Raw genomic sequence first — 26,998 nt, forward strand, 5'->3', positions numbered from 1 at the left:
TGTTTGTTCAGGGCTGTTTTACTTGGATCTGGCTCATGATTTTCACCAGCGCAGGGTAAAATTTCAGGCAGCTAATATTTGAAATTCTGTTGCTTTTACAACAGGTTTTACCTGACGGTTTTCGCGTAACATTTCCACCAGTCCATAACGGGACATGGTTTTTAAAGTGCGCGATAAATTACTTTGTTTTCGGCCCGTAATGATGGCGAGCTCGGTAATCGATGCGGGCTGCGACTCATGGATGACTCTCAATAATGCACGGTTCTCGTCACTCAATACTTCAGCCAGCGACTTCATAGATGAAAACCAGATTTTGGGTTCATCTGCGGCGGGCTGGTATTCACCACGCGCTATCGCCAGCATGCGCTCACGAAACTGCACTTCAGACATGATACCAATGTTGATTCGATGATTCATTTCAGTTCCTTTAACAGGCGCTCAACTTCCGCAAAAAAATCAGTGAGCAATTGCCCGGCATCTTTGAATGCATAGGGCACACCTTGATCAGTGGCGTGTCTGTGCTGATGGTCATAAGGCAGGCGTTGCCCCGCATATTTAAACTTTTTGGGCGGTTTGACGGCATGACTATTGTCATAACCCATGAGCCGCTTTCCGTGCTTATCATGCAATGTGAGTGAATAGCGGATGCCGTGGGGAATGGCATCAGATACACGCACTTGCCATACTTCAAACTTGAGCCAGTATCCCCCTTCTAAGACATAGAGGGTGTCATGCATTTCCAGCAATGTATTTAATGTATGATCGTCTTGCATTTATATATCATCAGATGATAAATGTAAAGTTAGCCAACTGTTACTCTCTAAAATTTAGGGCAAATCAGCAGTATAAAATTAACATAAGTTATCAAATTAGAATACAACAAAGCCCGACAGCGAGTCGGGCTTTTGTCATTTTAGCCTCAGCAAAATTATTTGTTCATGACACAAGAAGAACCAATAGGGGCAGCCTAACCTCTGCTGCTTTATAGATATACAGAAACTAAGCATCTGCACTGCTACAAACTTTGTCACATTCACATAAAAAAAGGCCGATGCCAGTAAGCATCGACCTGTTAAGGCTTAATGATTTAGCTATGTATTATGCGCGTTGACGAGCGCGACGGGTGACCACACCAGCCATCAGACCAAGGCCTGCCAGCAGGAATGCAAAGTTTGTCGGCTCAGGTACAGCGGCTACGCCGGTCAAACCATTGAAAGTACCGTTTAGAGTAGTGATGTATGTCGCAGCGCCAGTCATCAGGTTAATCGAAAACAACTGAGAATCCAGGGTGCCATTATCCAGATTAAACAAGGCATAGGCCTTGCCGTTGCCAAGAATATCAAAACCACTGGCAGACAACGCATCTACGCCCAATGCACCGACGGTCTGGATACCACCCGCACCGGCTGGATTATTAAACCCACTCGCTAGAAAGTTCAATGAGTCTGTGGTTGAGTTCACGTAATACAGTCCAGTGCTAGCAGGGGTAACGCCAGGATTTGAATTAGTGTAAGCAACGGCGGTATACCCACTGCCAATGTTTACACCCGCAGTATTGCCGACCACGCCTGTATTGGCATTAACTGCATAGTTGTTGCCAGTGCCCGTGACGACACGTAGTGAAGTATTCCCAGCAAAATCTGCAACCGGGTTAAAGTCGATACCGATAGATTGCCCAGCCAGGGAAGCCCCGGTGAGGTTGCTCTTGAAGGTTGCTGCCCCAGTAGTTGTATTGAGGGTATACAACCTGTTCTGGCTGGTGAGCCCATAAACCAAGCCATCAGTTGGTCTGAGGTCAACGCCCAGCAATCTTTCATTCGCTGCCAACCCTGAAATATTGATGTAGGAAATTGCGCCTACATTCAAGGTGTCAATCACAGCAATACTGCTGCTGTTCACGCCGTACAATGTATCCGCATTTACCTGTGAAGCCGCCACTAGCAAACTCGTGCCCAATATTGCCTTGTAAATTACACTTTTCTTCATGCTAACCTCTCAAAAATATATTTTCAGTTATTAAAATGACTTACAAAACCGTGTGACCTAAACGGGGACTAGCTTTATCAAAAGCCAACCAAGCCAGGAAACACAGCACTTACGCTCCCAACAATCACTACAAAAAACCGTTTTCATATCAATTCCTGAACGGCTTAGAGCAACTACGTTCAAGAAAGATTCTCACGTAATAAATTATCGCATTAACAAATTAGCTGTAATCGTGCGCTTAAATCCGCTCATTCACCTTATGCTTACTTCGAAAGTGAAAAACTTTTCTCGTACTTGATATACGTAATGTGTCTGAAAATGGATGCACTCAGCCCTGAATTATTTAGCCGAGTATTGATTAATCGTTAGAAAATGAGATCAAACAGATGACCTCGCGAATCGGTGCGCGAGATTGTTGATTTTGAGAGATTACTGATAAAGCGAGGCAGGATGAAAGTACATTAGTGGATCGACCACAGCGTCTAATTGCGTATGGTCTGCGGCATCAAAAAAATTGAAGATGCGCTCTGCAAGCCATGGCGATTCTTTATCGCCACGCCCGTAAAAGCCTGCATGCCCACCCTCAGCTTGATAATCCAAGTGAACCATGCTTGATACCTCTGCTTCTAAGGGTAAGCTTTCAAAGGGGACAAAAGGATCATTTTTGGCATTTAAAATGAGCGTCTCCGTTTGTATGGCATGCAACCAGGGCTTGGAGGAATTCACGTCATAGTATTCGTCTGCACTCTTTGTACCAAACAGCACTGAGGTAACAGCGTTATCCATGTCTTGAACTGTACTGACTGCCCGTATACGTCTGGCATCCAAATAGTCCGGAAAGCGCTCGGCCATTAGCAATGCTTTTGGCTTCATCGTCGCGACAAAGTGTTTGCTGTATAACAAATAATTAACGCCTTTATCAAGGCTGTGAGCTGTTTGTTTCAAATCGATAGGCGCTGAAATGGCCGCCGCCGCTTTGACTAACTGACGCGCCTCATTCGGATATTGACCTAGCCACTTCAAGAGTGCATTGCCTCCCAATGACACGCCTGCCGCATAAAGAGTCTTTTCGGGGAGTTTTTGATGAATGATTGAAATGAAGGTATTGATCTCTTCAGCATCCCCGGCATAGTATACGCGGGGCAGCCGATTGGGCTCGCCAGAGCAACCGCGAAAATGTACAACCAGGCCAATCCATCCGCGTTGTTTGGCAGAGGACATGATCACCCGCGCATAATGACTTTGCGAGCTCCCTTCCAGGCCATGAAATAACACCAATACTGGTTTATTCTGCGTGCGATCCAACTTCTCGGGCGGTTCGGTCCAATCAACATCCACAAAGTCTCCATCCGGCAATTCCCAGCGCTCCCTGACATACAACTGCTTTGCAACCTGCGGGAACAGTGAGGGAACGATGGTTTGCAGATGCCCTCCGACTTGCCATATCGGCGCCTTAAATTCATTGGCTGCCAAGCAGGTTGAAGCAGAAAATATACATGCTGCCATGGTCAGGATTAAATAAATTACCCTCATTAGTTTAGGTGGCTGGCGCATCAATAAGTCTTGATCAGCAATGTGCAGCCGTTTTCAGTGCGGATTTCTTTGTGATAGGTCCCAGCTCCTGCAAAGTGATAATCACCGTTTTTACAATGAATCCCGTCCAGCCATACCTCGCCATCAATCACAAACGTTTCTTCATTTTTTTGATGATCGTGATAAGGAATACTCGTATTTTGTTCGAGTTTGAGCAGAAATGACTTGGCCTCGTCATCGCTTTTCAATACTTTGATTTGAATGCCATGCTTGATAGATTTCCACTGACCCTGCTCTGAAAATACAAAAAATTGTGCGTCACGGCTTTGTGAAACCCGTTGCATCAATTTCTTTTTGATCTGGTTTTTCGTCTCGTGCTTAGGTGCCAAATCTGGCGTCGCCTCAAACAGCTCAAGAAATAAATCAAAATCCAATGATTCAGGTTTATTGGTTGTCATCTCTTTATTCAAAACTGTTCACCTTTGAGTTTCTCTCTTAATGATTTTTGTGCTCGGTTAATGGTTGATTTCACGGATCCGAGCGGCATATTCATCAACTGAGATATTTCTTGATGCGATAATCCATAATAAAAAACATGATGCAACAGCTGCCTTTGCAAGGGTTTAATTTCTGACAAAGCTTTCACGACTGCCAGCGACGCCTGTTTGCCCTGCAGCTTATCGTCTGCTGACAAGTCTGTTGACTCTATTGCCCAATCGAAATTAACGACCATTTCAGGCACTGCATTACGCTTTCTTACCGCATCAATGGCACGAGAACGGCAAATGATTAACATCCAGTTGTACAGCGGGCATTTGTTGAAATCGTAGCGATATATTTCCTGCCATACCTGATAATAAGTATCTTCAACCACTTCTTCAGAAGTACTTGGATCTTTGGTAATTTTCAAAGCCAAACTATAGATTTTGCTAAAAGTAGCTTCATACAACTCGTTAAAAGCATCCTCATCCCTATCTATTATTCGAGCTATCAAATCCTCGATGTCATCTCTCACAATTCATTCCAAATTTTCTTTTGATATTTAAATTGCACCCAATTTTAATGTACGACGAACAGCTCTGATTGGATGCAGTCTAGAGAAATAAAATACATCCCTGCATGACCAAGATCACTGTCGAGTGAGCTAAAAACGTTTGACAGATGGAAATATTGTATGAAGGCTGAAATATTTTTAACTAGCTCATCTGTGACCACTCGGCAGGCGTTACCCCCAGCCGTTTTGCAAATACACGGCTAAACGCAGCGGCACTTTGGTAGCCCACTTGTGTGGCAATACTTTTGAGGGGTTTGCCTTGCCGGATCAGGTTTTGTGCAATCGAGAGCCGCCAGTCGGTCAGGTAATCCAGCGGTGTGGTGCCTACCGTGGTTTTAAAGTTGGCGGCAAACCTGGCACGTGACATGCCGGACGCATCCGCCAGAGTTTCTAATGTCCACGGATGGGATGGGTTCTCATGCATGGCTTTGACGGCTAACGCCAACCGGGTATCGGCCAATGCGGCAAAAATACTTTGCTGCAACTGCCCGTGCTGAATCACATGCCGCAGAACCTGGATCAGGAAATATTCTGCCAGCCTATCCAGTGCGGGTTGCCGCCCCAAGTCTTGCGCAAAGGCTTCATGAAACAATAGCTGCAAGGTCGGCGCAATTTGTAGCATGTCGCTTAAAGGCACAATCACATATTCAGGCAAGGCTGTGGCTAGCGGGCTGCGTACGTTGGCGCCCAAGTTAATCATGGCGCATACCAGCTCACACGGCTCGCCAGCCACGGGGCTGAGCACGTGACTGCTAGGCTTAGGGAAAAACACCACGCTTGGTTGGTCTATACGAGCGAGAGGGTTATCCCGAAACATCAGGTCTAGCTTTCCCGCCCGCAACAAATGAATGTGCCCTACCGCTCCAGTGCCATCAAAGTTCACGACCTGGCAAAGATCACCGGTGAAAAATACCTGGGCCGAGAGTGAGATTTGATTCAATAGTGGCAACAACGGGTCCAAACGAGACTCCTGATCAACATACCGAGACCTTTAATAATCATGAGTATTGCATGATATCTCCAACGCACCAAGCGTTCCAATTTACTAAACTAAGGAGACTTATCATGGCCCGTATTCAACCAATTAACCGTCAAACCGCAAGCGCAGAAGTGAACGCCACATTAGACGCTGTGCAAGCCAAATTGGGTAAAGTGCCTAATTTGTATGCCACCGTTGCCCAAGCACCCGCGGTGTTAACGGCCCAACTGGCTTTTGGCGAAGCGCTCAGCCATGGCCGCTTAACGGCAAAACAGCGTGAATCGCTGGCACTCGCTATCGGCCAGGCTAACAGCTGCCAATATTGCCTGTCAGCACATAGTTTGGTGGCCCGCGGCACCGGCCTGAATGCAGAAGCGATTCAGGCTGCCCGCCGGGGCGAGGCCGTCGACCCCGTGACTGACGGTTTACTGAAATTGGCGGTTAAGATCGTCAACCAACGCGGCATCTTGTCGGAGGCAGATATCGCGGCAGCCTATGCCGCTGGCGTGGATAATGGCTTGCTGCTGGAGGTGATTGCGCATGTGGCTTTAAACACCCTGACCAATTACACCAATCATATTGTGCAAACTGAAATCGATTTTCCAGTTGTGACTGTTTAACCCTGCCCTCGCAAACAAAAAGCCCGACGTCTAGTCGGGCTTTTGTCATTTTAGCCTCAGCTAAAATTATTTGTTCATGACGTACATTGTTACTTCAAAGCCAAAACGCATTTCAGTCGCTGCTGGTTTAGTCCACATGGTAGATCTCCTAGATAAAGTTAACAATCAAACATGTGACTAGTATGTGCGCCTGCTTGAATATTGTTGAGCGCAGTTTTACCTGAATCAGGCTCATGATTTTCACCAGTAGAGACTCAAGCATTATTCCGCCAGAAACGCTTCTACTGTTTGCATAAATAATTGCGGCTGTTCTGCATGCACCCAATGATCGGTGGGCAGGCTGACAAAGCGGGCTTGAGTGAAGTGCTGGCTAATTGTGTGAATGTCTTGCGCATTGACATAATCACTCCGCTCCCCGCGAATAAACAGACTAGGCATCGTCAGGCCAGTGGCCTCTGGCGGCAAAAGTGCTGACTGCAGTTGCCCATAATTGGCTTTGAGGGCCGCGAGATTGAGCCGCCACTGCAAGCGATCATCCACCTTATGCAGATTGGTGAGCAAGAACTGGCGCACCATCAGGTTAGGGATAGCGGGAGCGAGCGCTTTATCTACGTCACTGCGAGAGGCACACTGGTGCAAGTCTACCGCCAGCATGGCGTCTATGAGCGGCGTGTGCACGTCGGCATAAGCGCGCATGGCCATATCCACCACCATCAGCTTGCTCACGCGTTGCGGCCATTGCATGGCAAACTGCATGGCCACCTTGCCGCCCAGTGAATGGCCCAGTACATGCACTTTTGCCAGGTTCAAATGCTCACACACCGCCAGCACATCCGCTGCCATTTCTGCATAGGTTTGCGAGTCCTGGTGCGGTGAGCGGCCATGGTTACGCAAATCGACACTGATCACCGGCCCCTTCTGGGCGAAATGCCTGGCAATACTGCCCCAATTGTCGGCGGAGCCAAACAGACCATGGAGCAATAACAAAGGCGTGCCACTGGATTCAGTGGACGCGTTCAAGACTTGATGATGTAGCAACGGAAAAGTGGTGGTCATGGTAAAAAAGATTTCAACGGTTAGTGAAGCGCTAAAGCGCTATCTTATCGTACTTACAAACTTCGTCAGTCAACTCCTACGGCAGGATCAGAATCCGGTGTATGGCTGGCCCTGCGCGTTTTTTGAATAATGAGAACTCGATGATTTTGAAAGGACTGCACATGAAAACGACATTGAAATCCATTTTGCTGGTAAGTGCTTTATTGTTGCCGATGGCAAGTTTTGCCGCGGATGGCGACTCCATTGGTACCAAGGTAGAAGACACCGTGATCACGGCCAAAGTAAAGGCGGCCTTGGCCAAGGACAAAGCCGTGAGTGCCACCGATATCAAAGTTGAAACCGACAGCAATGGCCTGGTGCAATTATCTGGCGTGGCTAAAACTAAGGCCGAAGCAGATAAAGCAGTGCAATTGGCTAAAAATGTCAAAGGTGTGACTGCTGTGAAAGACGATATTGTGGTCGCACAATAAGTCCCCACGCTACGATCTTCTCTCCGTTGCCCCTGTGCCAGCCATGGCCAGGGGCATTTTTTTATGCCGCGTAACCCATGGATGAAGATAGGTTCGGGGCCGCACTGGTCTGTTGCTACCGACACTCAGTATGCAGCAAGGGGCTTAAGCTCGTGATCGTTACTTGACGTCGGTGCCACCCTGTTTCGGATCCTGCTGAAAGCGTTTGCTTTTTTCCATATTGCCAGGCTTGGAAGACTGGGCATTTTGCGGCTGGCTGGCGGTGTCTTTGGTGTTGGGCGGCAGATTATTATTATCTTGCTGCGGCTCCAGATAGTTACCGTTTTTGGTGGTATCCGGCACCTGGTTTTTTTGTTTTTGCGCCGGAGGCACGGCATCGGGAGAGACATGATCCGCAGCCAGGCTGGGCACACTGCTAGCCACCAACAGGGCTGCGATCAAAAAAGAAAGGGGATTGTTCATAGGGGCATCCTTATCAAAGAAGAAGAAAACCTGTCTGGTCAGACAGGCATGCTTCTATGCTAAGGATGCACGGGCAGGCTGTATGTCAGCCTAGCGACCTCAAATTTGTAGGATTATCACGAAGCGGCTTCTTCATTGCCGGTCAGTTGGCCGTGGCTACGGATCCAGGCAATCACTTTAAGTAACTCATCCGGGGTGATGCCGTTATTAGGGTCTGAAGGGTCCATCAAGCCTTTACCTTTGGCCCCCATGCCGCCATTGGTGCCATGCCACACGGTTTCAAACATGCCTTTATTGGTGGCGTCTTTGGCGTAGTTATAGTTGGGGCCGGTCAGCGCAGGGCCCACTTGCCCGCCCGCTTCCGGGCCGTGGCATTGGGTGCAAGAATACAGCTGGAAGATTTTTTTACCTGCTGCAATCGCATCTTCTTTACCGACATAAGGGTTCTTACCTGTCGCTAAAAATTCTTTGGCGGCTGGCGTATCAAACAATTCAGGCTTGATTTCCAATGGCGAGCCATCCTGGGTGGTGACAAACTTGATCGTTTCAGTGCTGGCAGCCGCCTCGGTTTTAGCAGAGGGATCGCCGGAAGCAGTGGTTTGTTTGTCGCAGGCAGACAGGCCGGTGACTAACACCAGCAAGGCCAGACTTGTTTTAGCACGCAATGTTGCATTCGGGCTTGCTTGAGGCAAGGTAGCCATTGGACGATTTTCCAGGCCAGTTTTTAATCTCATGATGGTCTCCTCAATGGTAAGGGTGATTGGAAAAATGAATGTGTAAACGATTATGGAGAAAAGCGAAACCAGTGCCCATGTCACAACGGCGCAATTTATTGTAGGAGTTGTCGGACAGGGAAACGGGCAACATTCATGGGTGTCACGGTCTTGAGACAAGCATGACGGGACGAGGCATTCCGCCCGCAAAAGACACCCCGCCTACACTGTCAGACAGGTCTGACATGACAATCAGTCATGTGCCTATATTGGCTGCTTGGGCGCTTTTCTTACACTTCAGGCCTGAAGACACATTCAAACCACCTGCTTTTTTACTGCGGCGGCGACGCGAAAGTTCATCGACATCTTCATGTTGACGCAACGCAGCAGTCAAAGCGGGGCTTTATTTTTTTGACGGAAACACGGACAACTGTGAGGAGTCACCCATGTACAACCGCCCTATTAATGTGCTGCCTCTGGAGGCACGCCCACTGGATGCCCTGACGCTGGAGCAGTTTTGGCATTGGCATCAGGCCAGGCAACAAGAAGATCAACAGGCCTTGACCCAGGCCCAATTACTGCTGAATCAGCTATTTGAAGACTATACAGATGCGTTTGCCCTGCGTTTATGGAATGACCAGTTGATTTATGTGGGCGAGCAATCACCGGCATTTACGCTGTCACTGTCTGCAGAACTGGTACGTGATCCTCACTTGTTGACCACACCCGTCCCCTGGATGACTGCGTATATAGACGGTCACATCCAGGTCGTGGGCGACTTTCATGCCGCACTGCAATGCCTGGAATACTTCCAGTCTCTGCCTATCCCCTTGGCCACCACACTTGCACGTGCATTACGTGCGCTGGCACCATTACCACCTCGCCACGGCGCTGTACCAAAGTCTGGTCTGTTGCCACTCAACTACGATGTGCCGGCTGAGTTTTATCGCCATTGGCTGGATGAACGTATGCTGCATTCCTGCGCCTATTTTTGTGGCCAAACGCGTGAGCTCGGGCAGGCGCAACGAAACCAGCTGGAACTGATTTGCCTGAAGCTGCGTTTGCAACACGGTGACCATTTGCTCGACCTTAGTGGCGGCTGGGGCGGACTGGCCTGCTGGGCCGCCAAGCATTACGGGGTCTTTGTGCATGCTTATATCCAGAACCCTGCCCAATATGCCTATGCCAGCCAGCTGATCCAAAGCGAACAACTCACCCATCTGGTGACACTGATCCCTGGCGACTATCGCGCTGTGGCGGCACAAGGCCAGTACGACAAAGCCGTCTGTATCGGGGTCGCCGAACACGTAGGTGAACCGCATTTGCCTGCGTTCTTGAATACAGTCCATGCCGCGCTGACACCGGGCGGCTTGTTTTTGAGCCATGGCATGACCAACGAGCGCGCAGCCTGGCAGCCTGAGGACCCCGCCCATACGCTAGTGAATCAGCAGTTGTTCCCGCAAGGCAAGTTGGCCACCTTTCCACAGCTACTGCAGTGTATGGATGCCGCCCAGTTTGAGGTGTTTAACATTGAGGGACTGCGCCAGCATTTTGTTCAGACCCTGCGCCACTGGCTGAGTGGACTGACGTCGCAACACCAGGACATCACCCGCACCCTGGGCGAACGCAGTTACCGTGCCTGGCGACTGTATCTGATGTCCAGCCTGATCCAGTTTGAACAGGGACTCACCGGCATTCACCAGATTGTGGCGACCCGGCGCTAGCTGCCATCTGGCAGGCCATGCCATGAAAACCAGTCTGGCAAAGACCAGAAACAGATGATAGAGAGGAGTACACGATGCATACCGCCACAGACCGTCCGCCCCGTTTTCAACTGTCCCTGATCAGCGGTTGCCTGCTGGGACTGAGTGCCTGTTCGCCACCGGCCCAACTGCCTGAGTCGGCCAGCTATGGGCCAGCACCAGATCTGTCCTCCTATCATGCCAGCTGGCTTCCCACCGTCCATGTGGCAAAAGCGGTTGGCTGGCCGCAAGGTGAAAAACCAGCCTCTGCGCCAGGCACCCATGTGGTCGCGTTTGCCAGCGACCTGCATCACCCGCGCTGGCTGTATGAGTTGCCTAATGGCGATATTCTGGTGGCAGAAACCAATCACCCGCCTAACAAAGAAGGGTTCAGCCTCAAAAGCTGGATTGCCAGCCTGTTTATGAAAGACGGCGGCGCAGGGGCTGAGAGCATGAACCGCATCATGCTGCTGCGCGACAATGACGGCGATGGCGTGGCAGAAGAACGACATGTCTTTATCAAAGACCTGCATTCGCCGTTTGGCATGGCCCTGATTGGGGACACCTTTTATGTGGCCAACGCTGATGCCTTGATCAAATTCCCTTATCAGCCAGGCCAGACTGAAATTACCGCCGCCCCCACCAAAGTCACCGACCTGCCCGCAGAACGCAATCATCATTGGACCAAAAATATTTTACCCACCCCCGATGGCAGCAAACTGTATGTCACGGTCGGCTCCAACAGCAATGTCGGTGAAAACGGCATGGACGAAGAAAAAGAGCGGGCGGCTATTTGGGAGGTCGATGCAGTCTCTGGCCAGCATCACATCTATGCTTCCGGCTTGCGCAATCCGAATGGCATGGTATGGGAACCGCATACTGGCGACTTATGGGTCGTGGTCAATGAGCGAGACGAACTCGGCAGTGACCTGGTGCCGGATTACATGACCTCGGTCAAACAGAATGGCTTTTATGGCTGGCCCTACAGCTACTACGGCCAACATGTAGATGAGCGGGTACAACCGCCCCGCCTAGATCTGGTTGCCACAGCGATCCCTCCTGATTATGCACTGGGCACACACACGGCTTCACTGGGCCTATTCCCGGCCAAAGGCAATCAGCTGCCCGAGCAATTTCAAAACGGCATGTTTGTCGGCCAGCACGGCTCCTGGAACCGTCAGCCTTACAACGGCTATAAAGTCATTTTTGTGCCATTTGAAGCAGGCAAGCCCGCTGGGCAACCCATTGACGTACTGACCGAGTTTTTAAATGCAGACGGACAAGCCCGGGGGCGTCCCGTCGGTGTGATTGTTGATAAAAAAGGGCAGTTGCTGGTGGCAGATGATGTCGGCAATGTGATCTGGAATGTCAAAGGCAGCCATAAAACTGCCCGACATACCGACTCGAACGCCTCTGAGAATAGGGAAGCAACCAGCGGTGTGCATGCGACCGTAGCCGCACACGATTAAAAATTAAAAACATTAAAAAATAACTGGAAGGCGTTTTAAGCCCCGGTATTCGCGTGCCGGTTTTGATCACACAGAAACGAGACGAGACCGCCATGAAAAAATTATTACTGCTTTATGGTCATGCCCTGAGCCATCACGCATTACACACCCTGTTACAAAATGACCTGCGCCTGCAGTTGCTTTACGAAGTGCCCACGGTGCGCGAAGCGATTCGCCTGATCCATCAGCAACCGCTGGATGCGATTATTCTGGACATTTCGGCCCCCAACCAAAATGGTCTTGAAGTTTTGTGCGATCTCAAACATGCTGCACCGGGGCTGCCGATTCTGGTGATTAATGGCAGTGAGCGGCCTGACCGCATGATTCATTTTATCCGTCTGGGCTGTCAGGGCTATCTGCCTTACACCACGCAAAGTTCGCAGGTGATACCAGCCATCCGCAGCATTGCATGCGGAAAATCCTGCCTGATGCCGCGCCAGCCACTACCAACTGTTGACGGAGTCACAACCCATGCGGCATGAGCAGTTATCGTTGCGGGAGTTACAGGTCTTGTTCAAGCTGATCAAGGGCCAACCGGTCAACGCCGTGGCAGACGAGCTTGCCATCGCGCCGGGTTCTGTCAGTGTCTTCCGCGCCAAAATCTTGCGCAAAATGGGCGTGCCCAATAATGCGGCGTTGATCCGTTATGCCCTGACACATGGCCTGATCCCTGCCCCGACCACATTGAGCCGTCAGACCCGGCAGAACCCTGCCCAGACGGATTCAAATAACACCGGCAGCCTGGCTAAAGTTTTTTGACTGCAAATTGGAGTTGCTCAATGGTTTCCCACGAAATCAACGAGCCGATCAGAATCACGCCCAAGCCCAACCCTGCGGTGCAGATAATGGCCAAGGTGAGTGAGAACAGTGCCCCACGCTCACGGATGCCAAACACATAGCGCACACCGCGGTAGACCAGCGCAACGGCAATCAGCGCCGCCACCCCATGCACCAGCACATTAACGCTCAGGCTGGGGACCAGGTAAAACAGCGAAGTCAGCCACAGCGGGGTTGTCGCCAGCGTGATTAACAACAGAGCATCCCGGAAGCCAGGCTTCACACCCACCATCTGCGCCAGATGCTGTGTAATCCATGCCAGCACCAGCACCAATTGCAGAAACAACAACTCGATGCTCACCATGAGCAAGCGGTTACCTGGTAATTGGTCAAAAAACAATTTGGGCACCTGATGATCCAGCCGCAAGTACATCGTGATACATGGGATCAAGGACAGTGGCAATATATAAAATATCAGCAACTGCGTGACACCAGGTTTTGGCATCGCGAGCACCTTGGGCTGCTCACTACGCGGTGTCACATAGTCGAATAAACGGATGGGATTCATCATCATCTCCTGTAAAGAACGATGCGCCATTATGCAAGCAGGACAGCCGCATCCATACCCGCAACAGGCTGATCTGACTGTCAGAATTTACGTTGGCCGACGGAAACATAAGCAGCCCCTTGGCGTGGCCAGGTGAGAGAAATGGGCCTATCTGCCCAGATAAGCGTGCCTATAGATAGCCATTCTTACACCAGCTTGCGCATTCATCCGATGGGGGGCCAGGCTGTGCTGTCGCATACTCAGATCTTCTCACCATCAACAACCGCTTTTGGAGACTGAGACATGACAGACAGAGACGATTTCATTGCTACCCTGAACGATTTGATTGAGGTATCCCGCGATGGCGAAGAAGGGTTTCGCGTATCGGCTGAGAATGTAGATCATCCCCAACTCAAGGCTTTTTTCATGCGGCGCTCGCAAGAGGTGGCGGCCAGCGTACAAGAGTTGCAAGGGCTGGTGCGCTCGCAGGGGGGCGAACCCGCCGCCTCAACCAGCTTGGGCGGCGCGCTGCACAGACACTGGATAGATCTTAAAACAGCCCTCACCAGCAACAATACGCTGTCGGTGCTTAATGAAACCGAACGTGGCGAGGATGTGGCGCTGAAGGCTTACCAAGAAGCCGCTGAAATGGATTTGCCAACCCATATCCGTACTGTGGTTGTTCGTCAGCTTGAAGGCGCAAAACGCAATCATGACGAGGTGAAGAAATTGCGGGATGCCGCGCAGGCAGAGGCCGATGCGCATTCTTAAACCAGGCCAGAAAGTCACACCCTGCACTGGCGCACCCTGATAGCGAAGACCTGCTTACCGCAGGTTTTTGTTTTGGCTGTGTGCGCGGCTTAGAAGCGGATTTTTAGCGATGTTTCACGTCCAACACATTGAGCTCACGGGCAAGTCCAGGCAAGCGCCGTCCACGTGTGCACATCGCCTAAGCCTTGATGCAGGGCAAACTCAGGATGATGCCTCAGTGGCCCAGTCTGTGGTCACCTGCGCCAGCGTCCGGTTAATTTTCACGATACCGCCCTCAGTCGAAATCACCCAGCTCACCGGGATAAAGTGATGCACGCCAGACGTGTCTTGTTTAAGTTTGATCAGGTCGTCGCTGACCATATGATCAACCACAGCGACATGCTCGGACTGGGCGGTGGTGACGGGCATATCGGGTTTAATTTCACGGGCATCTATCATGTCTGTCTCCTCTCAACGGTGATGGTTCATGCAGTGACCTTAAGCGGAGAGTGTGGCTGGCGAGGGTTCCCCTCACTATCGCGGCAAGACTGAGTTTGCTGTAAGAATTGTGAGCCCCGATAACGCTGGTCAGCGGGCATGGGCCAGGGGACATCACAGCGAAAGTCACAGGTAAAATCGCACGAGCGTCTGACCGGGCAGCGCGATACTTTGCTGATATTCTTACTGACACGTTCTATGTGTCTCAACCGCATGCAGACGGTCTGTGGTCTGTGGCATGTTAATCAAGGAGTGAGTATGGCCATTTTTTATATCAGCGCCTGGCAAGGCGCACCCGATGCCAGTGAGCGCGTCTGGGAAACCAATGTATTGGCGCTGAGTGTAGAAGAAGCCTACCGTCTTGGCCGTAGCCGCCTGGCAGCAGAACAGCCTGACTGGGACTTGACGAAACTGACCCTTCTGGCTGAAGGCGATAGCGTCACAAAATCTATAGAGATTTAACCGCCGCGATAACGGTGGTATTGCGCGTTGCTTTTTAGCCTGACCACAACAAAACGTCGGCCCAAAACAAAACACCCGGTTAACACCGGGTGTTTTGCAATAAAACCTTGGTCAGAATTATTTGTTCATCACATACATGGTGACTTCAAAGCCAAAACGCATTTCAGTCGCTGCTGGTTTAGTCCACATAATAAATCTCCTTGAATGATTAAGAGAGGCAATGGGCATCTCGTTAATAATCACTATACGCCGCAGGGCAAGAAAGCACTTGCGTAGCTGGCTTAAAAACAGCTCATGATTTTACTGAGAACCACCTGCTGCCAAAAATCAGTGCGGGCTGCGACCCAGCGTCCACTTCAGCCATCCCCAGCCAAGGAGTCCAGACAGCAGCGAACCGGTCAAAATCGCCATTTTTGAAAGATTGATTGCCTCGTCCATACCAGCAAAAGCCAGGTTGGTAATAAAAATGGACATGGTAAAACCGATACCACCCAACATGCCAGCGCCCAAAATGTGCGCCCAGCGCAAAGGCGGATGTAACTTGCACAGCCCGAAAACCACTGAAAGCCACACTGCCAGCATAATGCCCACCGGCTTGCCCACAATCAACCCAGCCATAATGCCCAGGCTGTTGCTATGCGTAAACACCGATTGCACACTGTCCGCTGCCAAATGAACACCGGTATTGGCAAAGGCAAAAACCGGCAGAATGAAGAACGCAACGGGCAAGTGCAAGGCATGCTCCAGCCGTTGCGAAAGCGAATCCTCGTCTTCGGCCAGCTGCTGAAAGGGAATGGCAAACGCCAGCGCGATCCCCGCCAGCGTCCCATGCACGCCTGATTTCAGGGTCAGCCACCACATAAAGGCCCCGCCGAGCAGGTATGGCAGCATAGACAGCACGCGCAAGCGATTGAGCGCAAACAGCAAGGCAAGCACAGTGAGCGCGGCCAGCAAGTGCGGGAGCGAGATTGAGGCGGTGTAAAACACGGCGATCATGATGGCTGCGCCAAGATCGTCAATGACGGCAAAAGCGACTAAAAACACTTTTAACGGCGCCGGCACACGGTTGCCTAAAATGGAGAGCACGCCCAGGGCAAACGCAATATCGGTGGCCATCGGGATACCCACGCCGGACTGGTAAGCCGTGCCATGATTCATCTGCCAAAAGATCAAGGCAGGGGCAATCATACCGCCCAAGGCGGCAATCGTCGGTAACAGCGCGTTGTTGACGCTGGAAAGCTCGCCTACATATAACTCGCGCTTGAGCTCCAAGCCAATTAGCAGGAAGAACACGGCCATCAAACCATCATTCACCCACTCTTCCAGGCTGAGCCCCAAGCCGTGCAGATGCCAGAACGCATGATAGTGGCTGGCAAACACACTATTGGCGATCAGCAGTGCCAGCACGGTAGCCAGCATCAGCAAGACACTGCTGGCCTGCTCCGAGTCTAAAAAGCGTTGAAAGGTTTTGGTGATCAGTAACATAATTCAATAACCCTGATTGGACTTGGCCGTCAGCTGCGGCGAGCTATTCGCCAATGGCAAAGCCGATGCCAAACATGTTTTGTGCCTGGTTGTAGTCCAGGAGCGAGACGCCATAGCCACTGGCCAGCATGGCATAAAACTTCACGCTCTCGTTTTTAAACGGCTTGTATTGCACATCGGTGCGGATATAGCCCTTGTTGTCACTGCGCATGTTGTTACGCAAGGTCACGCTGGCGGCCAGGGTGTGGGGTTCATTATCCCAGTGCAAGGTCACATCGCCATAGCCCATATACTTGCTGATATCCGGGTTGTCATCGTCTGACTTGTTCTCGGGGATGCGCCACCATGGCCTGACCAGCAGGCTATATTGTTCATTCAATTGCCAGCCCCCTTGCAGGTAGAAGCGGTTCCAGCTGCGCGACAACGGTTGTGAGCGGCCATTCGACTCATGCACCAGGCCCAGATTGAGCATATTAGGCATGGCGGTCCACAGCCCTCCCTCTGCCGGCTTGTTGAGCCCCAGCGACAAAATCAGCTCGGGCGAATAGTTATGATCGCGCATGGGCCGAGATTGTGCCTCGTTGTAAACCTGCCAGAACGATTGCTGGGTATAAGCGCCCCATAAGCGCGCGCTCTGCACCCACTGATTTTTGGGCAGCCAGTCTGACATATTCATCAGCTGGGTTTTCAGGCTGATCTGAAAATGCAGGTCGTTGTGTCCGAGGTCACGGTTTTGCGTGTTGGGGCGTGATGGCGAAACCGGGACCTCGTTAGGGTTGCTCGAATAGCTGGTGACAATGTAATTGAGCTGGTGCGTTTCAAGGTCGGTAAAATGCAACTCATCCTGGCTATTCAAATGCCACTTGCGTGACAGGTAACCGGTGTCAGCACTCACGCTTTTGACCAGTGCTTCCTGGCTGGGCGCCAAGATAGGCGCCACCACATGGCTGGGCGCGAATTGCTGGGCCACTTTATCAAAGCACACCAGTCGCCGAGAAGCATCGTCTGCAAACTCGGTTTGGCAAGTACGCAAGGCGGTTTGCATGTCGTTCACCAGGGCTGCCTGTGCTTGACCTGCCAGCAGCAGGCCACTCACCAGTAGCGCATTCAACAGCCGCTCATGTCGCCACTGGCTGCGCAGTCTGCGAAAAAATAGCATATGGATTCCCTTCTATGCGCCCAACTTAAGGGGCTGGATTCATCATGACGAGATGTTGTTGCTCGATGGCCGCGAGCACCTCTTCGCTCAGGTGGACCTGATAAGCCGCCACATTTTCTTGTAACTGTCCCAGGCTGGTCGCGCCGATAATGGTGGTGCCAACAAACCAGCGGTGATAGACAAAACTCAAGGCCAGCTGTACCGGCGTCAGGCCATGACTACGGGCCAACTCGGCATAGGCTTTGGCCGCCGCCGGCACCGCGGGCTTTTTATAGCGCTTGGCATAGCCTTCAAACAAAGTCACGCGGCCGGGCGTGGCCGGATCATCGACATACTTGGCCGTGAGGTGCCCAAAGGCCAAGGGCGAGTAGGCCGCCAGCGCGACCCCTTCCCGGTAAAGCACTTCGGTCATGCCAAACTCCATACCGCGGTTCATGAGGTTATAGCAATTTTGCAGCACGGCAATGCGCGGCAAGCCCTGCTCGCGCGCAATACGCAAAAACTCCATCAACCCCCAGGGTTGCTCGTTACTGAGTCCGATTGCACGGATTTTGCCTTCCTTCACCAACTCATCCAGAACTTCAAGCTGGGTCTGGATAGGTACCCAGTTGATCGCCTGACCTTCTGCATCCAGTTCCGCATGCGGGTCAAATTGATATTGGCCAAACATGGGCACATTGCGCTCGGGCCAGTGCAGATAGAGGACATCCAGGTAATCGGTTTGCAAGCGCTGCAAACTGTCATGCACCGCCTGGCGGATATTGGCACGGTCCATACCACTCGGGCCACCGCGGATCCAGTGCATGCCGCGGCGGGGTCCGGCCACCTTGCTAGCCAGCACAAACCGGTCGCGAGACTGCTTCTTGATCCAGTGCCCCAGCATGGTTTCGGTACGCGTCACCGTTTCTGCACGGGGCGGCACCGGGTACATTTCTGCCGTATCAATAAAATTAATGCCATTTGCCAGCGCATAATCCAGCTGGTGTTCTGCATCCTGTTGGGTGTTCTGGTCACCATAAGTCATGGTGCCCAAGGTGATTCTGGAGACGCGAATACCGCTGTCTCCCAGCGTAATTTGATCCATCAATGTAATACCTGTTTTTCTACCGGGATGTCCATTACGATACTCGAAACGGACTGAGGTTCCTTGGCTGGCGCGGATGGCAGTGTCCAGCCTGCCTCTTTGCTGGCCAACAGCAACATGCGGCTAATCGCCAGCACCAGCTCATGGTTCACATTGATATTCACGTTAATGCCATTGGCGCACACCAGTTGCACATGATTAAGTTGGTCGTTGACCGAGACAAAACGCGTTTCCACCGCCAGCAGGGTTTGCTCGGTGACCACACTTTTGGGCGCCTGATAGGCCGTCTCAAAGTCAAGATCATCTAGTGCCTCTACTGCTTCCGCCTCTTGTGCAAACTGCTGGGTGGCTTCCGGCAGGCTTTGCTCAGACAAGGGCAACGGACCAGACACCGGCAAATGCGCCTCCTGATTAAATACCTTGAAAATCTGCCTTGCCACGCGGTAGGTAATCCAGACCTGGATTTCCTGTTCGTCACTCACCGCGGCCCGCATGAGCAGGCGGTCTTGATGCTGGTCATAAGAAAGATTGATTTGCTGTATGGATTGCGGTTGCATGCGGATTTAACCTATGACGGGATAGGTATTAGCATACCGTGTTGATCCGCAACTGCCTACCACTAAGCATGCAGAGTTTTAGCCATACGGCATGTAATGGTATGCATTTAACATGTTTGAATCAAAAAAACGAGCATTAATCTCAAAATAAATTATCGCGACAACATTTATCAAACAAAGGCCAAAAGGTTAAGTATTTCACCGAATCTATTAAGATGAATAAGCGTATTATTGTTTCAAGAACTAACTCATCTTGTTAGCGACCAACTTAATATCTGCATTAATGGAGTCCGTACACTTGCTAACCCATAATACAGAGCTGGCACGTCTGGCGGCCGTTGAAAGTTACCGCATTCTTGACACTGCGCCCGAAGCTGATTTTGATCAGTTAGTCGCCCTGGCCTCGACCTTCTTCTCAACACCGATTGCAAGCGTGACAGTGATGGCAGAGGACCGCTTATGGTTTAAATCTGCCAAAGGACTAGATCTCTGCGAAGCCCCGCGTGAAGATGTCTTTTGCCAACTGACGGTGGAACAAAAAACACGGCTGGTGATTGAAGACACACTGCAGGATGCATTGTTCAAGAATAATCCGCTTGTCATTCAGGCGCCGTATATTCGTGCCTATGCCGGAATACCGCTGATTAATGATCAAGGCTATGCCATCGGCACTTTTTGCGTGATGGACCATGTACCTCGCCACTTTAGCGAGGCCGAACTTACTTTGTTGACCATCCTGGCGAACCAGGCCATGAAGCTGATGGAGTTGCGCAGAGAGATCGTTCAGCGTACGGAACTGAGCAAGCAGTTACAAGTGTTTTATGAACAGCAAGCCAAAAGTCAGGAGCTGTGGAAACAAGCCATGGATGCCGTCGGCGATGGGGTGTGGGATTATGACCTCATCACTGGGCATTACTTTTTTGGCCCCAACTGGCGCAAAATGCTGGGCTACCAAAGTGAGCCGCTGCTCCCGCAACTAGAGACACTACGTGCGTTGATTCACGAAGAAGATCAGGAACGCTTCACAAACTCTCTCAATGCCTACCTCTATGGCCAACAGCCGGAGTACAAAATCGAATATCGGATTCGCTGCAAAAATGGCGATTACAAATGGGTACTCTCTCGCGGCATGGTGGTGGAACGCACCGCCGAAGACACCCCCAAGCGCATGATAGGGACGCATACCGATATCTCGCAATCTAAACTGCTTGAACAATCCATCTGGCAGCAGGCACACACCGATAACCTCACCGGTCTGCCCAACCGCCGATTGTTTCTGGATCGCTTACAACAGGCCATTTACAGCAGTCAGCGTGAACAGAAAAAATTTGCGCTGTTTTTTATGGATCTGGATGGTTTCAAAGCAGTGAATGACCTCCATGGCCACCTGGCAGGCGACCAGCTACTGATTGAGATTGCCAGTCGTATCCAGAAAATGTCGCGACAAGCGGATACCTTCGCCCGTTTCGCCGGGGATGAGTTCGCCATTCTAGCGATCAATATCAGCAATAGCGAAGACATGCTGTTGCACGCCAACAAAATCCTGCAAGTGGTGAAAGATCCCATCCCGCTCAATGGCTATGCTGCGTCTGTCTCCATCAGTATCGGTATCGCCATCTTCCCCGACCATGGTTGCACAGTCGATACGTTGATTCGTCACGCAGATCAGGCCATGTACGAAGCCAAGGAGTCCGGCAAAAATACCTGCGTTGTGTACCATCCGCACCGTCAATAGCCCCGCTCAGTTGTTTTAAAGATACACTCCGTTACAAAACCAAGCCCGCTCATCGGGAGGGTTTTGCAAGTCCTTCTGTCAGAATTGTTATGTACATAACGTTTTCTAGAGGGCTTATGCTACCGCTCACATCCACACTCAAAAAGATGATTTACCTTAGCCTGGGCGTATTCTGCGCCCTCGCCAGCCAACTTGCATACGCACATCCGCCTGGCCGCGGCTGGCATGGCGGCGTTGGTCTGTATTTTGGCGCCCCTTACCCGTTTTTTCCTTATGCCTACGCACCCTACGCCTACCCTTACCCGTATGTGTACAGCCCACCGCCCGTGGTGATTACCCAGCCGCAGTCACAGGTGTATATCGAGCAGGACAGCAACAATGCCACGAATGCAGCCCCAGGCAACAGCACAGCGCCAGCAACCAGCGCCAGCAACAATACTGCCTACTGGTATTACTGCGAGGCTGCTAACGGCTATTACCCCTATGTTAAAGAGTGTCCCGCCGGCTGGAAACAAGTCACACCGACGCCGCCAACAAACACACCAGCCAAATAGGAGACTGTCATGCATCTCAATAGGCACATGACCTTGCTACTTATGCTGAGCCTGACTGCCTGCGCGACTAACCCCACAGGCCCCAGCAGCATGGCCCTGCCAGGCACCGGCAAAGACTTCAAAGCCTTCAGGGCAGATGACCTGTCTTGCCGGGATTTTGCGCTGACGCAAATTGGCGGCAAGACCGTTAACCAGCAATATAACGCCAGTCTCGCTACCACGACCGCTGTAGGTACTGCCATAGGCGCAGCCATTGGCGCTGCAACTGGTGGCGGCGAAGGCGCAGCCATTGGTGCTGGCATGGGTGCGCTGTCTGGTGGAGCCATCGGCGCCAATACAGCAACCGTCAGTGGCATGAACGCCCAAGACAAATACGATAATGCCTACTATCAATGCATGTATGCGGCTGGGCATAAAATTCCGGTGCCTGCCAGCATGGCAAGGACCTATTCACAAGACAGCCAGCGCGCCTCATCAGCAAGTGTTCCAACCTATTATCCACCGCCCCCACCTCCCCCTCCGGGTTATCAACGCTAGTCCAGCCATCAGGCAGTGGCGTGCTGCCTGACACGCCTCATTCCCTTGCCAGACCGAGCCCGAGAGAGGCAGGCCGAAAGCGCCTTTGTATTAGCACTGAAAACAGTGCTAATACAAATAGCCAGTATCGCAAACTTAGTCCGGCAATCCTGGTCGTAGAAACATGCGAATCATCAAAAAAATTTTAATCCTCACCCTCGCTCTTTCACTCATGAGTTGTAGCCTGGTCAAGACCGCCTACAACAACGCACCTGCACTGATCGCATGGCGGCTGGATGATTATTTTGATTTTAGTGCAGCGCAAAAAGCCAAACTCAAACCCGCCCTGCGGGACTTGCATGCCTGGCATCGTAAAAATGAGTTACCGCGGTATGTGTCTTTGCTGGATGAAATACATGATGACCTCAGCCATGATGTGAGCGCACAAACGGCCTGCCAGCGCATTGAATCCATCAAATCCAATGTGCAGATACTTCAAACAAAAGTCATCCCTATCATCGTCGAAGTCGCCGACACGCTGAGTGAAAAACAACTACAGCATTTCGAGAAAAAACTGGAAAAACGTAACCAGGAATGGAAAGAGGAATGGTGGCAGGAAACGTTAGAAGAACAGCGAGAAGTGAGGTTAGAGAAATCCACAGATTTTGCTGAAAAAGTGTATGGCGACTTGAACGAAAAACAAATAACCCTATTAAAACAAGCCATTGCCAAGAGTGACATTGATCCGGCTATCATCTATGCCGAAATTTTGCGGCGCGACGAAGATGCGTTGACTATCCTCAAGGCATTAAGAAATCCCGCCTCGTCAAACGAAGAAAAATCGCAAATGGTCCGCGCAGGCTTTGAACGTATGCAAAACAGCCCGAATCCAGCTTACCAAACTCATATTGATAAAGTCACGCAGCAAACCTGTGAAACCATTGCGAGCCTTCATGCCAGTACAACCGCTAAACAACGCCATCATGCGCAGCAATGGGTGGAGGATTACAAGATGCAATTTACACAGTTGCAAAACCACTGATATGAGAGCGTTGGAGCTACCTATGTCACACTCACTTTAGTGGATTACCCTCCGAAACTGCGGATCATAACTCTGCCACTCAAATACACTTGGTCGTAGAATCAATCTGGCACAAAATGCCAATTCAAGCTGAACCAGATGCCCCTTGGCGCCCCTGGAGCGATGAAGTTTGTACTGAGCCAGTCACTTGAATTATGGTTATATCCACTAACACCTATATTGCCGTTAATACTCGGCGAAAACGGATTTATACCGAGTCGACCGGCACTAAAATATTCTTTATCAAACAAATTGCTAACGATCATCGTGGCCGTCCACTCTTTGTTCAATTTGTAACTCGTCTGGAAGTTAAACGTGGCATAGCCAGGTATTTTTCCGGGATTATTGGTTGGCGGTCGTTGAACTTGAATAAAACCACCGCCAGGAACAGCTATATTTCTGATGCTGGAAACGCCCTTTTGATGATCGTTATTTTCATTGCCTCTTAAGTAACTCTCAGAATGAGCTACCGCAGTGAGTCCCACTGTCCATTTGTCTGTAAGGTCGTAGCTCACGTTGGCATTTAGATTATGCAAAGAGACCCCCGGCATTTTGTCACCTGGTTCTACACGAATAACCCCTGAACCTAAACCATCTACAGTAGTTGCACTACTGTTATCCAGGCTAAACATATTAAAACTATCCTCAAACGTGGCTTGGGTAAGGGAGTAATTCACCCCAAGCTTAGCCTTACCGATTGAGCCAGACAATCCACCCTCCAGCCCTCTCCGACGAGTGTTGCCAATGGTGTCAAAGAAGCCTTGCCCATTACCAACAGAGACAAAATAAATATCGTTTTTGAGATCGGTCTGGTAGGCGCCTAGATTCCACTGCCACTCCCCCCAGACATTGCCACGCATGCCAATGTCATAGGTTGTTGCACGTATTTGAGGCAGATAAGGGTCGCCCGACAAGGTTGTAGGTAAACTACACTCGCGGTTTTCTAGTAGGCTCTTCGGTACGAAATTAGGATTGGCTGCCGTACCTGTATTCACTGGCGTTTTATCAAATGCGCAACCTAATTCAATCACACTTGGTGTACGCGTACCTTGCGCCCAATTGGCATACATATTTAAATTAGGCTTTGCTTGCCATGACACGCCCAAAGATGGATTAAATGAGTAGTAACTGAATTTCTCAGTTTCCGCTGGATCTAGTTGCCGGGATAAATCTGCTTTTTTGTATCCCTGAACATAATTTTGACATTCTGCATCTGTGGTACATGTATCCCAAAAATCAGGCAGTCCTAGAACTTCCCCAATAGAGAAAGCACCTGTACCATACCTTGTGGCAATTGTATTTTTGACCTTTGTTTGATTGTAGCGACCCGCTGCACTGAAATGTAGAGTCTCTATTGGAGTCCATGTCTCACTAAAATAAATACTCTTTGTTGTACTCGTACCATCGAAATCATTATTGCTTATAGTTTCATCTGCTGCTGTAAACATGGGATGAATATCATCAGGTGCGAGATATGCATTACGGTTTGCATCCAGCAAACCTAACTGCTGCTTATTGTTGTAGCTCGCTTTGGCGGCATCAATTGAGGCGCCTATCATAAATTTGTGCTGTTCAAGATTCCAATTAAATTGAAACGAAGCTCCATCAATCACTTGCTCTATTCGGTTATCAGTAAAAACTGCTGTAGGCGTGTAATAGCGCTTGCCCGTGTTAGGATCCACCTCATAGACAACTCCTCCTGTTCCACTATATGCGCCATCTAAAGTTGCAAGATTACCATTGGCATCGCGATACAAATATTGTCTGAAATTAGTCGTTGGATTACCTCCGCCATCGAGATCTTTTGTTGCTTGGCAAGCTGTATTATTGATTGGAGCAAAAGGGATGAAATAATTTTTATGAATACTGGTGACATTTCCTGCAGCATCTTTAGTGGTCGTATAAAAATAGCTTCCAAAAGGTACATTGAAGTAGTCAGGCTCGCCATCCGGTATACCCAACATAAAAAGGCCTTGAGCCAAAGACGAAGTTGAATAGCTATAAGCGCCATTTAACTCAGAGGATATGGCGCCATTAGTTGGGGGCAACCTGCCATTTGCATCCGTTAAGAAGTTGTTCATTGGATTAGCAAAAGTATCAAAATAGGCTTTAAATGCTTTTTCAAACTCTGGGTCGAGCGAGCCATTAAATTGAACATTCAAATATTGACCTGACTGTTGAGCTGCGGCTAAATCATTAGCGTTCGTAATCCCACTGAATACAAAAGAATCACTTAGGTATTCGTTGCCCGTGTCATCTGGAGGATTATCTATAGTAAGTAGAAAGTAATCTGGGATACCTTTACCATTTGTGCTTTTATACAAGCAAGTATATGGCTCGCCCTCAAGTGGAATTCTTCTTGCGTAACTCTTATCCAAATCCTCTAGCGCTCGGTCTGCCATATAAACATCAGCACCTTTCTGATGTCGGTCACTGTTTCTACGATAAACTTGACCAGTGATAGTGAAGTTGTCGCTGACAAAATAATTACCACTCAACTGAAACTGACCAAGCTTGTTTTTCGTTCTATCAGGGGCAGTGAAAATACCGTTCCTATCACGCTCATACATTTCGCTTGGATAAAGCCCGTTTCCGACTAGGTTGGTTTGTACAATCAGAGAGCTTAGATTCAGGTCAAGTTTGTCACCGCGATAACTCGCTTTGCTAAAAAGCTGGTTTACTTTACTAGGAGAGTTTTGACGCCAGCCATCTTCCAAAAAAAAGTTTCCGGCAGCAAAAAGACCTACTGTACCGTTATTCCAACCACCTTCTACTTGTAATTGCTTACGCCCAAAAGAGCCTGTCAACACTTCGGCATCAGCACCCACATTATTAAAGCCATCCTTGGTTTTCAAGGAGAAAGCACCTCCCAGAGTATTTAAACCAAATATAGGGTTAGATCCCGGAAAAACATCTACGCTTGCCAAGGCATTCATAGGAATCATGTCCCAGTTCACCACATCGCCAAACGGCTCATTGACTCGAATGCCATCAATAAACACACTCAGGCCTTGCGGCGTGCCAATCTGCGGACCTGCGGTAAAACCACGGTATTGCACATCCATCTGGAATGGGTTGCCTTGGTAGTCATTGACTGTGACTGATTGCAATTTGCGATTCATCAAGTCAGTCAGACTCAACGAATGAGCTTCTTTGATTTCTTTGGCAGAAATACTTTGTACGTTACCGGGGATTTCCTCTTTCGTCAGACCAAGGCCAGGCAATGGGCCTACTTCGTAAAAGCGTTTGGCACGGACCTCTACTTTATCGAGCTGCATTTCTTTAGCCTCAGCTTTAACCGCGCGTTGTATCACAATACTTTCGCCATTGATTTTGCCTTGCAAGCCGCTGCCATCCAGCAGGCGTTTGATGGCTTCTTTGCGCGTCATGCGGCCTTTGATTGCAGGGGCTTTTTTATCGACGATGAGGGCGCTGTCTACCGTGAGCGAGAGGTTGGACTGTATGGCGAACTGTCGTAGCGAGGCCGCGAGCGGTTGTGCGGGCAAGTCGAGGTTGAGCGGCAAGGCAAAACTGTCATCTTGCTCGGCGGGCAGTTGGGTGTTAAGTTCTGCGCGGCTGGCAAAGGGTAACGCGGCCGCGATGAGCGCGGCGATAATGGCGGGTGTGATTTTATGATTTTGCATAGTGCATCCGTCAGTTACAGAGGTTG

31 protein-coding genes are annotated in these 26,998 nt (G+C 50.3%); 12 read left to right on the forward strand and 19 right to left on the reverse strand.

Features of this window, described 5'->3' with window-relative positions; translation table 11 throughout:
• Window positions 1-63: 63 nt before the first annotated feature.
• The 7 genes from AACH41_RS10755 to AACH41_RS10785 form a co-directional block, all read right to left on the reverse strand.
• Complete coding sequence (locus tag AACH41_RS10755; protein ID WP_338654998.1) at window positions 64-417, reverse strand: helix-turn-helix domain-containing protein; 354 nt, start codon at window positions 415-417, stop codon at window positions 64-66.
• Window positions 414-773 (reverse strand): DUF6516 family protein, encoded by a 360-nt coding sequence (locus AACH41_RS10760; RefSeq protein WP_275356113.1) that lies wholly within the window; start codon window positions 771-773, stop codon window positions 414-416. The genes AACH41_RS10755 and AACH41_RS10760 overlap by 4 nt, the downstream gene beginning before the upstream one ends.
• A gap of 325 nt (window positions 774-1,098) precedes the next feature.
• A complete protein-coding gene (locus AACH41_RS10765; RefSeq protein ID WP_338655000.1) occupies window positions 1,099-1,986 on the reverse strand; it encodes a DUF4394 domain-containing protein in 888 nt (295 codons plus the stop codon).
• Window positions 1,987-2,415: 429 nt separating this feature from the next.
• Window positions 2,416-3,540: an alpha/beta fold hydrolase gene (locus AACH41_RS10770; protein ID WP_338655002.1), complete on the reverse strand. Its 1,125-nt coding sequence runs from the start codon at window positions 3,538-3,540 to the stop codon at window positions 2,416-2,418.
• A complete protein-coding gene (locus AACH41_RS10775; protein ID WP_049638005.1) occupies window positions 3,540-3,977 on the reverse strand; it encodes a cupin domain-containing protein in 438 nt (145 codons plus the stop codon). The genes AACH41_RS10770 and AACH41_RS10775 overlap by 1 nt, the downstream gene beginning before the upstream one ends.
• Before the next feature lie 8 nt (window positions 3,978-3,985).
• A complete protein-coding gene (locus AACH41_RS10780) occupies window positions 3,986-4,534 on the reverse strand; it encodes an RNA polymerase sigma factor (RefSeq protein WP_338655008.1) in 549 nt (182 codons plus the stop codon).
• A 181-nt stretch (window positions 4,535-4,715) separates the two neighbouring features.
• Entirely contained in the window at window positions 4,716-5,534 is an 819-nt protein-coding gene (locus AACH41_RS10785; protein WP_338655010.1) for an AraC family transcriptional regulator, read from the reverse strand.
• A gap of 104 nt (window positions 5,535-5,638) precedes the next feature.
• Here AACH41_RS10785 and AACH41_RS10790 point away from each other — a divergent pair, with 104 nt between their 5' ends.
• Window positions 5,639-6,172: a carboxymuconolactone decarboxylase family protein gene (locus AACH41_RS10790; RefSeq protein WP_338655012.1), complete on the forward strand. Its 534-nt coding sequence runs from the start codon at window positions 5,639-5,641 to the stop codon at window positions 6,170-6,172.
• Between the two features lie 66 nt (window positions 6,173-6,238).
• On the opposite strand, the gene pqqA (AACH41_RS10795) is transcribed toward AACH41_RS10790, so the two are convergent.
• Together pqqA (AACH41_RS10795) and AACH41_RS10800 are read right to left on the reverse strand one after the other, a co-directional pair.
• Window positions 6,239-6,310, reverse strand: coding sequence for a pyrroloquinoline quinone precursor peptide PqqA (gene pqqA / locus AACH41_RS10795; protein ID WP_081624291.1), 72 nt, complete (start codon window positions 6,308-6,310; stop codon window positions 6,239-6,241).
• Window positions 6,311-6,433: 123 nt separating this feature from the next.
• Complete coding sequence (locus AACH41_RS10800) at window positions 6,434-7,228, reverse strand: alpha/beta fold hydrolase (RefSeq protein WP_338655014.1); 795 nt, start codon at window positions 7,226-7,228, stop codon at window positions 6,434-6,436.
• Between the two features lie 161 nt (window positions 7,229-7,389).
• On the opposite strand from AACH41_RS10800, the gene AACH41_RS10805 reads away from it, so the two are divergent.
• The gene (locus AACH41_RS10805) at window positions 7,390-7,698 is read left to right on the forward strand and encodes a BON domain-containing protein (RefSeq protein WP_194748498.1); all 309 of its coding nucleotides are present in this window, start codon (window positions 7,390-7,392) and stop codon (window positions 7,696-7,698) included.
• Between the two features lie 159 nt (window positions 7,699-7,857).
• Here AACH41_RS10805 and AACH41_RS10810 read toward each other — a convergent pair whose 3' ends face one another.
• Together AACH41_RS10810 and AACH41_RS10815 are read right to left on the reverse strand one after the other, a co-directional pair.
• Window positions 7,858-8,160 carry a hypothetical protein gene (locus AACH41_RS10810; RefSeq protein ID WP_313986739.1) on the reverse strand — a complete coding sequence of 101 codons (303 nt, stop codon included), beginning with the start codon at window positions 8,158-8,160 and terminating at the stop codon, window positions 7,858-7,860.
• 116 nt (window positions 8,161-8,276) lie between these two features.
• A complete protein-coding gene (locus tag AACH41_RS10815) occupies window positions 8,277-8,861 on the reverse strand; it encodes a cytochrome c (RefSeq protein ID WP_338657601.1) in 585 nt (194 codons plus the stop codon).
• A gap of 458 nt (window positions 8,862-9,319) precedes the next feature.
• Here AACH41_RS10815 and AACH41_RS10820 point away from each other — a divergent pair, with 458 nt between their 5' ends.
• From AACH41_RS10820 to AACH41_RS10835, 4 genes are all read left to right on the forward strand, one after another.
• Window positions 9,320-10,597 (forward strand): cyclopropane-fatty-acyl-phospholipid synthase family protein, encoded by a 1,278-nt coding sequence (locus tag AACH41_RS10820; RefSeq protein WP_338655019.1) that lies wholly within the window; start codon window positions 9,320-9,322, stop codon window positions 10,595-10,597.
• A 74-nt stretch (window positions 10,598-10,671) separates the two neighbouring features.
• The gene (locus AACH41_RS10825) at window positions 10,672-12,084 is read left to right on the forward strand and encodes a sorbosone dehydrogenase family protein (RefSeq protein ID WP_338655021.1); all 1,413 of its coding nucleotides are present in this window, start codon (window positions 10,672-10,674) and stop codon (window positions 12,082-12,084) included.
• A 92-nt stretch (window positions 12,085-12,176) separates the two neighbouring features.
• Window positions 12,177-12,605 carry a response regulator gene (locus AACH41_RS10830; protein ID WP_338655023.1) on the forward strand — a complete coding sequence of 143 codons (429 nt, stop codon included), beginning with the start codon at window positions 12,177-12,179 and terminating at the stop codon, window positions 12,603-12,605.
• Window positions 12,595-12,882, forward strand: a complete 288-nt coding sequence (locus AACH41_RS10835) for a LuxR C-terminal-related transcriptional regulator (protein ID WP_338655025.1) — start codon at window positions 12,595-12,597, stop codon at window positions 12,880-12,882. Before AACH41_RS10830 ends, AACH41_RS10835 begins: the two co-directional genes overlap by 11 nt.
• Here the strand turns inward: AACH41_RS10835 and AACH41_RS10840 are convergent.
• The gene (locus AACH41_RS10840; protein WP_338655026.1) at window positions 12,869-13,468 is read right to left on the reverse strand and encodes a Yip1 family protein; all 600 of its coding nucleotides are present in this window, start codon (window positions 13,466-13,468) and stop codon (window positions 12,869-12,871) included. The two genes, AACH41_RS10835 and AACH41_RS10840, sit on opposite strands and share 14 nt — an antisense overlap.
• Before the next feature lie 282 nt (window positions 13,469-13,750).
• Between AACH41_RS10840 and AACH41_RS10845 the strand changes: the two genes are divergently transcribed.
• Window positions 13,751-14,218 (forward strand): PA2169 family four-helix-bundle protein, encoded by a 468-nt coding sequence (locus AACH41_RS10845; RefSeq protein ID WP_338655027.1) that lies wholly within the window; start codon window positions 13,751-13,753, stop codon window positions 14,216-14,218.
• Between the two features lie 201 nt (window positions 14,219-14,419).
• Here AACH41_RS10845 and AACH41_RS10850 read toward each other — a convergent pair whose 3' ends face one another.
• The gene (locus AACH41_RS10850) at window positions 14,420-14,656 is read right to left on the reverse strand and encodes a DUF2171 domain-containing protein (protein ID WP_194748505.1); all 237 of its coding nucleotides are present in this window, start codon (window positions 14,654-14,656) and stop codon (window positions 14,420-14,422) included.
• Window positions 14,657-14,953: 297 nt separating this feature from the next.
• Between AACH41_RS10850 and AACH41_RS10855 the strand changes: the two genes are divergently transcribed.
• Window positions 14,954-15,157: a hypothetical protein gene (locus AACH41_RS10855; protein ID WP_194748506.1), complete on the forward strand. Its 204-nt coding sequence runs from the start codon at window positions 14,954-14,956 to the stop codon at window positions 15,155-15,157.
• A 117-nt stretch (window positions 15,158-15,274) separates the two neighbouring features.
• Here the strand turns inward: AACH41_RS10855 and pqqA (AACH41_RS10860) are convergent, their stop codons facing one another.
• The 5 genes from pqqA (AACH41_RS10860) to AACH41_RS10880 form a co-directional block, all read right to left on the reverse strand.
• Complete coding sequence (gene pqqA, locus AACH41_RS10860) at window positions 15,275-15,346, reverse strand: pyrroloquinoline quinone precursor peptide PqqA (protein WP_081624291.1); 72 nt, start codon at window positions 15,344-15,346, stop codon at window positions 15,275-15,277.
• Window positions 15,347-15,484: 138 nt separating this feature from the next.
• A complete protein-coding gene (gene nhaA / locus AACH41_RS10865; RefSeq protein WP_338655028.1) occupies window positions 15,485-16,642 on the reverse strand; it encodes a Na+/H+ antiporter NhaA in 1,158 nt (385 codons plus the stop codon).
• 43 nt (window positions 16,643-16,685) lie between these two features.
• On the reverse strand, window positions 16,686-17,801 hold the full coding sequence (locus AACH41_RS10870) for a phospholipase A (protein WP_338655030.1): 1,116 nt from the start codon (window positions 17,799-17,801) through the stop codon (window positions 16,686-16,688).
• 25 nt (window positions 17,802-17,826) lie between these two features.
• Window positions 17,827-18,885 (reverse strand): aldo/keto reductase, encoded by a 1,059-nt coding sequence (locus tag AACH41_RS10875; protein ID WP_338655032.1) that lies wholly within the window; start codon window positions 18,883-18,885, stop codon window positions 17,827-17,829.
• A complete protein-coding gene (locus AACH41_RS10880; RefSeq protein ID WP_338655034.1) occupies window positions 18,885-19,442 on the reverse strand; it encodes a hypothetical protein in 558 nt (185 codons plus the stop codon). The genes AACH41_RS10875 and AACH41_RS10880 overlap by 1 nt, the downstream gene beginning before the upstream one ends.
• A gap of 298 nt (window positions 19,443-19,740) precedes the next feature.
• Here AACH41_RS10880 and AACH41_RS10885 point away from each other — a divergent pair, with 298 nt between their 5' ends.
• The 4 genes from AACH41_RS10885 (at window position 19,741) to AACH41_RS10900 (ending at window position 23,289) form a co-directional block, all read left to right on the forward strand.
• The gene (locus AACH41_RS10885; RefSeq protein WP_338655036.1) at window positions 19,741-21,177 is read left to right on the forward strand and encodes a diguanylate cyclase; all 1,437 of its coding nucleotides are present in this window, start codon (window positions 19,741-19,743) and stop codon (window positions 21,175-21,177) included.
• Between the two features lie 116 nt (window positions 21,178-21,293).
• The gene (locus AACH41_RS10890; protein ID WP_338655038.1) at window positions 21,294-21,731 is read left to right on the forward strand and encodes a hypothetical protein; all 438 of its coding nucleotides are present in this window, start codon (window positions 21,294-21,296) and stop codon (window positions 21,729-21,731) included.
• A gap of 9 nt (window positions 21,732-21,740) precedes the next feature.
• Window positions 21,741-22,268: a YMGG-like glycine zipper-containing protein gene (locus tag AACH41_RS10895; protein ID WP_338655040.1), complete on the forward strand. Its 528-nt coding sequence runs from the start codon at window positions 21,741-21,743 to the stop codon at window positions 22,266-22,268.
• Window positions 22,269-22,431: 163 nt separating this feature from the next.
• Window positions 22,432-23,289, forward strand: a complete 858-nt coding sequence (locus AACH41_RS10900; protein WP_338655042.1) for a DUF6279 family lipoprotein — start codon at window positions 22,432-22,434, stop codon at window positions 23,287-23,289.
• A 101-nt stretch (window positions 23,290-23,390) separates the two neighbouring features.
• Here AACH41_RS10900 and AACH41_RS10905 read toward each other — a convergent pair whose 3' ends face one another.
• A complete protein-coding gene (locus AACH41_RS10905; RefSeq protein ID WP_338655044.1) occupies window positions 23,391-26,972 on the reverse strand; it encodes a TonB-dependent receptor in 3,582 nt (1,193 codons plus the stop codon).
• Window positions 26,973-26,998 lie beyond the last annotated feature (26 nt).

The sequence above is a fragment of the Methylophilus sp. DW102 genome, from assembly GCF_037076555.1.
Lineage (GTDB): Bacteria > Pseudomonadota > Gammaproteobacteria > Burkholderiales > Methylophilaceae > Methylophilus > Methylophilus glucosoxydans.

What these genes read in the sequence shown, in the direction of transcription:
- AACH41_RS10855 (WP_194748506.1), top strand. Translation starts at nt 14,954, where the DNA reads ATGGCCATTTTTTATATCAGCGCCTGGCAAGGCGCACCCGATGCCAGT.
- AACH41_RS10815 (WP_338657601.1), bottom strand. Translation starts at nt 8,861, where the DNA reads ATGGCTACCTTGCCTCAAGCAAGCCCGAATGCAACATTGCGTGCTAAA.
- AACH41_RS10900 (WP_338655042.1), top strand. Translation starts at nt 22,432, where the DNA reads ATGCGAATCATCAAAAAAATTTTAATCCTCACCCTCGCTCTTTCACTC.
- AACH41_RS10835 (WP_338655025.1), top strand. Translation starts at nt 12,595, where the DNA reads ATGCGGCATGAGCAGTTATCGTTGCGGGAGTTACAGGTCTTGTTCAAG.
- AACH41_RS10895 (WP_338655040.1), top strand. Translation starts at nt 21,741, where the DNA reads ATGCATCTCAATAGGCACATGACCTTGCTACTTATGCTGAGCCTGACT.
- AACH41_RS10875 (WP_338655032.1), bottom strand. Translation starts at nt 18,885, where the DNA reads ATGGATCAAATTACGCTGGGAGACAGCGGTATTCGCGTCTCCAGAATC.
- AACH41_RS10870 (WP_338655030.1), bottom strand. Translation starts at nt 17,801, where the DNA reads ATGCTATTTTTTCGCAGACTGCGCAGCCAGTGGCGACATGAGCGGCTG.
- AACH41_RS10760 (WP_275356113.1), bottom strand. Translation starts at nt 773, where the DNA reads ATGCAAGACGATCATACATTAAATACATTGCTGGAAATGCATGACACC.
- AACH41_RS10790 (WP_338655012.1), top strand. Translation starts at nt 5,639, where the DNA reads ATGGCCCGTATTCAACCAATTAACCGTCAAACCGCAAGCGCAGAAGTG.
- AACH41_RS10775 (WP_049638005.1), bottom strand. Translation starts at nt 3,977, where the DNA reads ATGACAACCAATAAACCTGAATCATTGGATTTTGATTTATTTCTTGAG.
- AACH41_RS10755 (WP_338654998.1), bottom strand. Translation starts at nt 417, where the DNA reads ATGAATCATCGAATCAACATTGGTATCATGTCTGAAGTGCAGTTTCGT.
- AACH41_RS10820 (WP_338655019.1), top strand. Translation starts at nt 9,320, where the DNA reads ATGTACAACCGCCCTATTAATGTGCTGCCTCTGGAGGCACGCCCACTG.
- AACH41_RS10845 (WP_338655027.1), top strand. Translation starts at nt 13,751, where the DNA reads ATGACAGACAGAGACGATTTCATTGCTACCCTGAACGATTTGATTGAG.
- AACH41_RS10840 (WP_338655026.1), bottom strand. Translation starts at nt 13,468, where the DNA reads ATGAATCCCATCCGTTTATTCGACTATGTGACACCGCGTAGTGAGCAG.
- AACH41_RS10905 (WP_338655044.1), bottom strand. Translation starts at nt 26,972, where the DNA reads ATGCAAAATCATAAAATCACACCCGCCATTATCGCCGCGCTCATCGCG.
- AACH41_RS10765 (WP_338655000.1), bottom strand. Translation starts at nt 1,986, where the DNA reads ATGAAGAAAAGTGTAATTTACAAGGCAATATTGGGCACGAGTTTGCTA.
- AACH41_RS10825 (WP_338655021.1), top strand. Translation starts at nt 10,672, where the DNA reads ATGCATACCGCCACAGACCGTCCGCCCCGTTTTCAACTGTCCCTGATC.
- AACH41_RS10810 (WP_313986739.1), bottom strand. Translation starts at nt 8,160, where the DNA reads ATGAACAATCCCCTTTCTTTTTTGATCGCAGCCCTGTTGGTGGCTAGC.
- AACH41_RS10805 (WP_194748498.1), top strand. Translation starts at nt 7,390, where the DNA reads ATGAAAACGACATTGAAATCCATTTTGCTGGTAAGTGCTTTATTGTTG.
- AACH41_RS10850 (WP_194748505.1), bottom strand. Translation starts at nt 14,656, where the DNA reads ATGATAGATGCCCGTGAAATTAAACCCGATATGCCCGTCACCACCGCC.
- AACH41_RS10800 (WP_338655014.1), bottom strand. Translation starts at nt 7,228, where the DNA reads ATGACCACCACTTTTCCGTTGCTACATCATCAAGTCTTGAACGCGTCC.
- AACH41_RS10880 (WP_338655034.1), bottom strand. Translation starts at nt 19,442, where the DNA reads ATGCAACCGCAATCCATACAGCAAATCAATCTTTCTTATGACCAGCAT.
- nhaA (WP_338655028.1), bottom strand. Translation starts at nt 16,642, where the DNA reads ATGTTACTGATCACCAAAACCTTTCAACGCTTTTTAGACTCGGAGCAG.
- AACH41_RS10890 (WP_338655038.1), top strand. Translation starts at nt 21,294, where the DNA reads ATGCTACCGCTCACATCCACACTCAAAAAGATGATTTACCTTAGCCTG.
- AACH41_RS10770 (WP_338655002.1), bottom strand. Translation starts at nt 3,540, where the DNA reads ATGCGCCAGCCACCTAAACTAATGAGGGTAATTTATTTAATCCTGACC.
- AACH41_RS10830 (WP_338655023.1), top strand. Translation starts at nt 12,177, where the DNA reads ATGAAAAAATTATTACTGCTTTATGGTCATGCCCTGAGCCATCACGCA.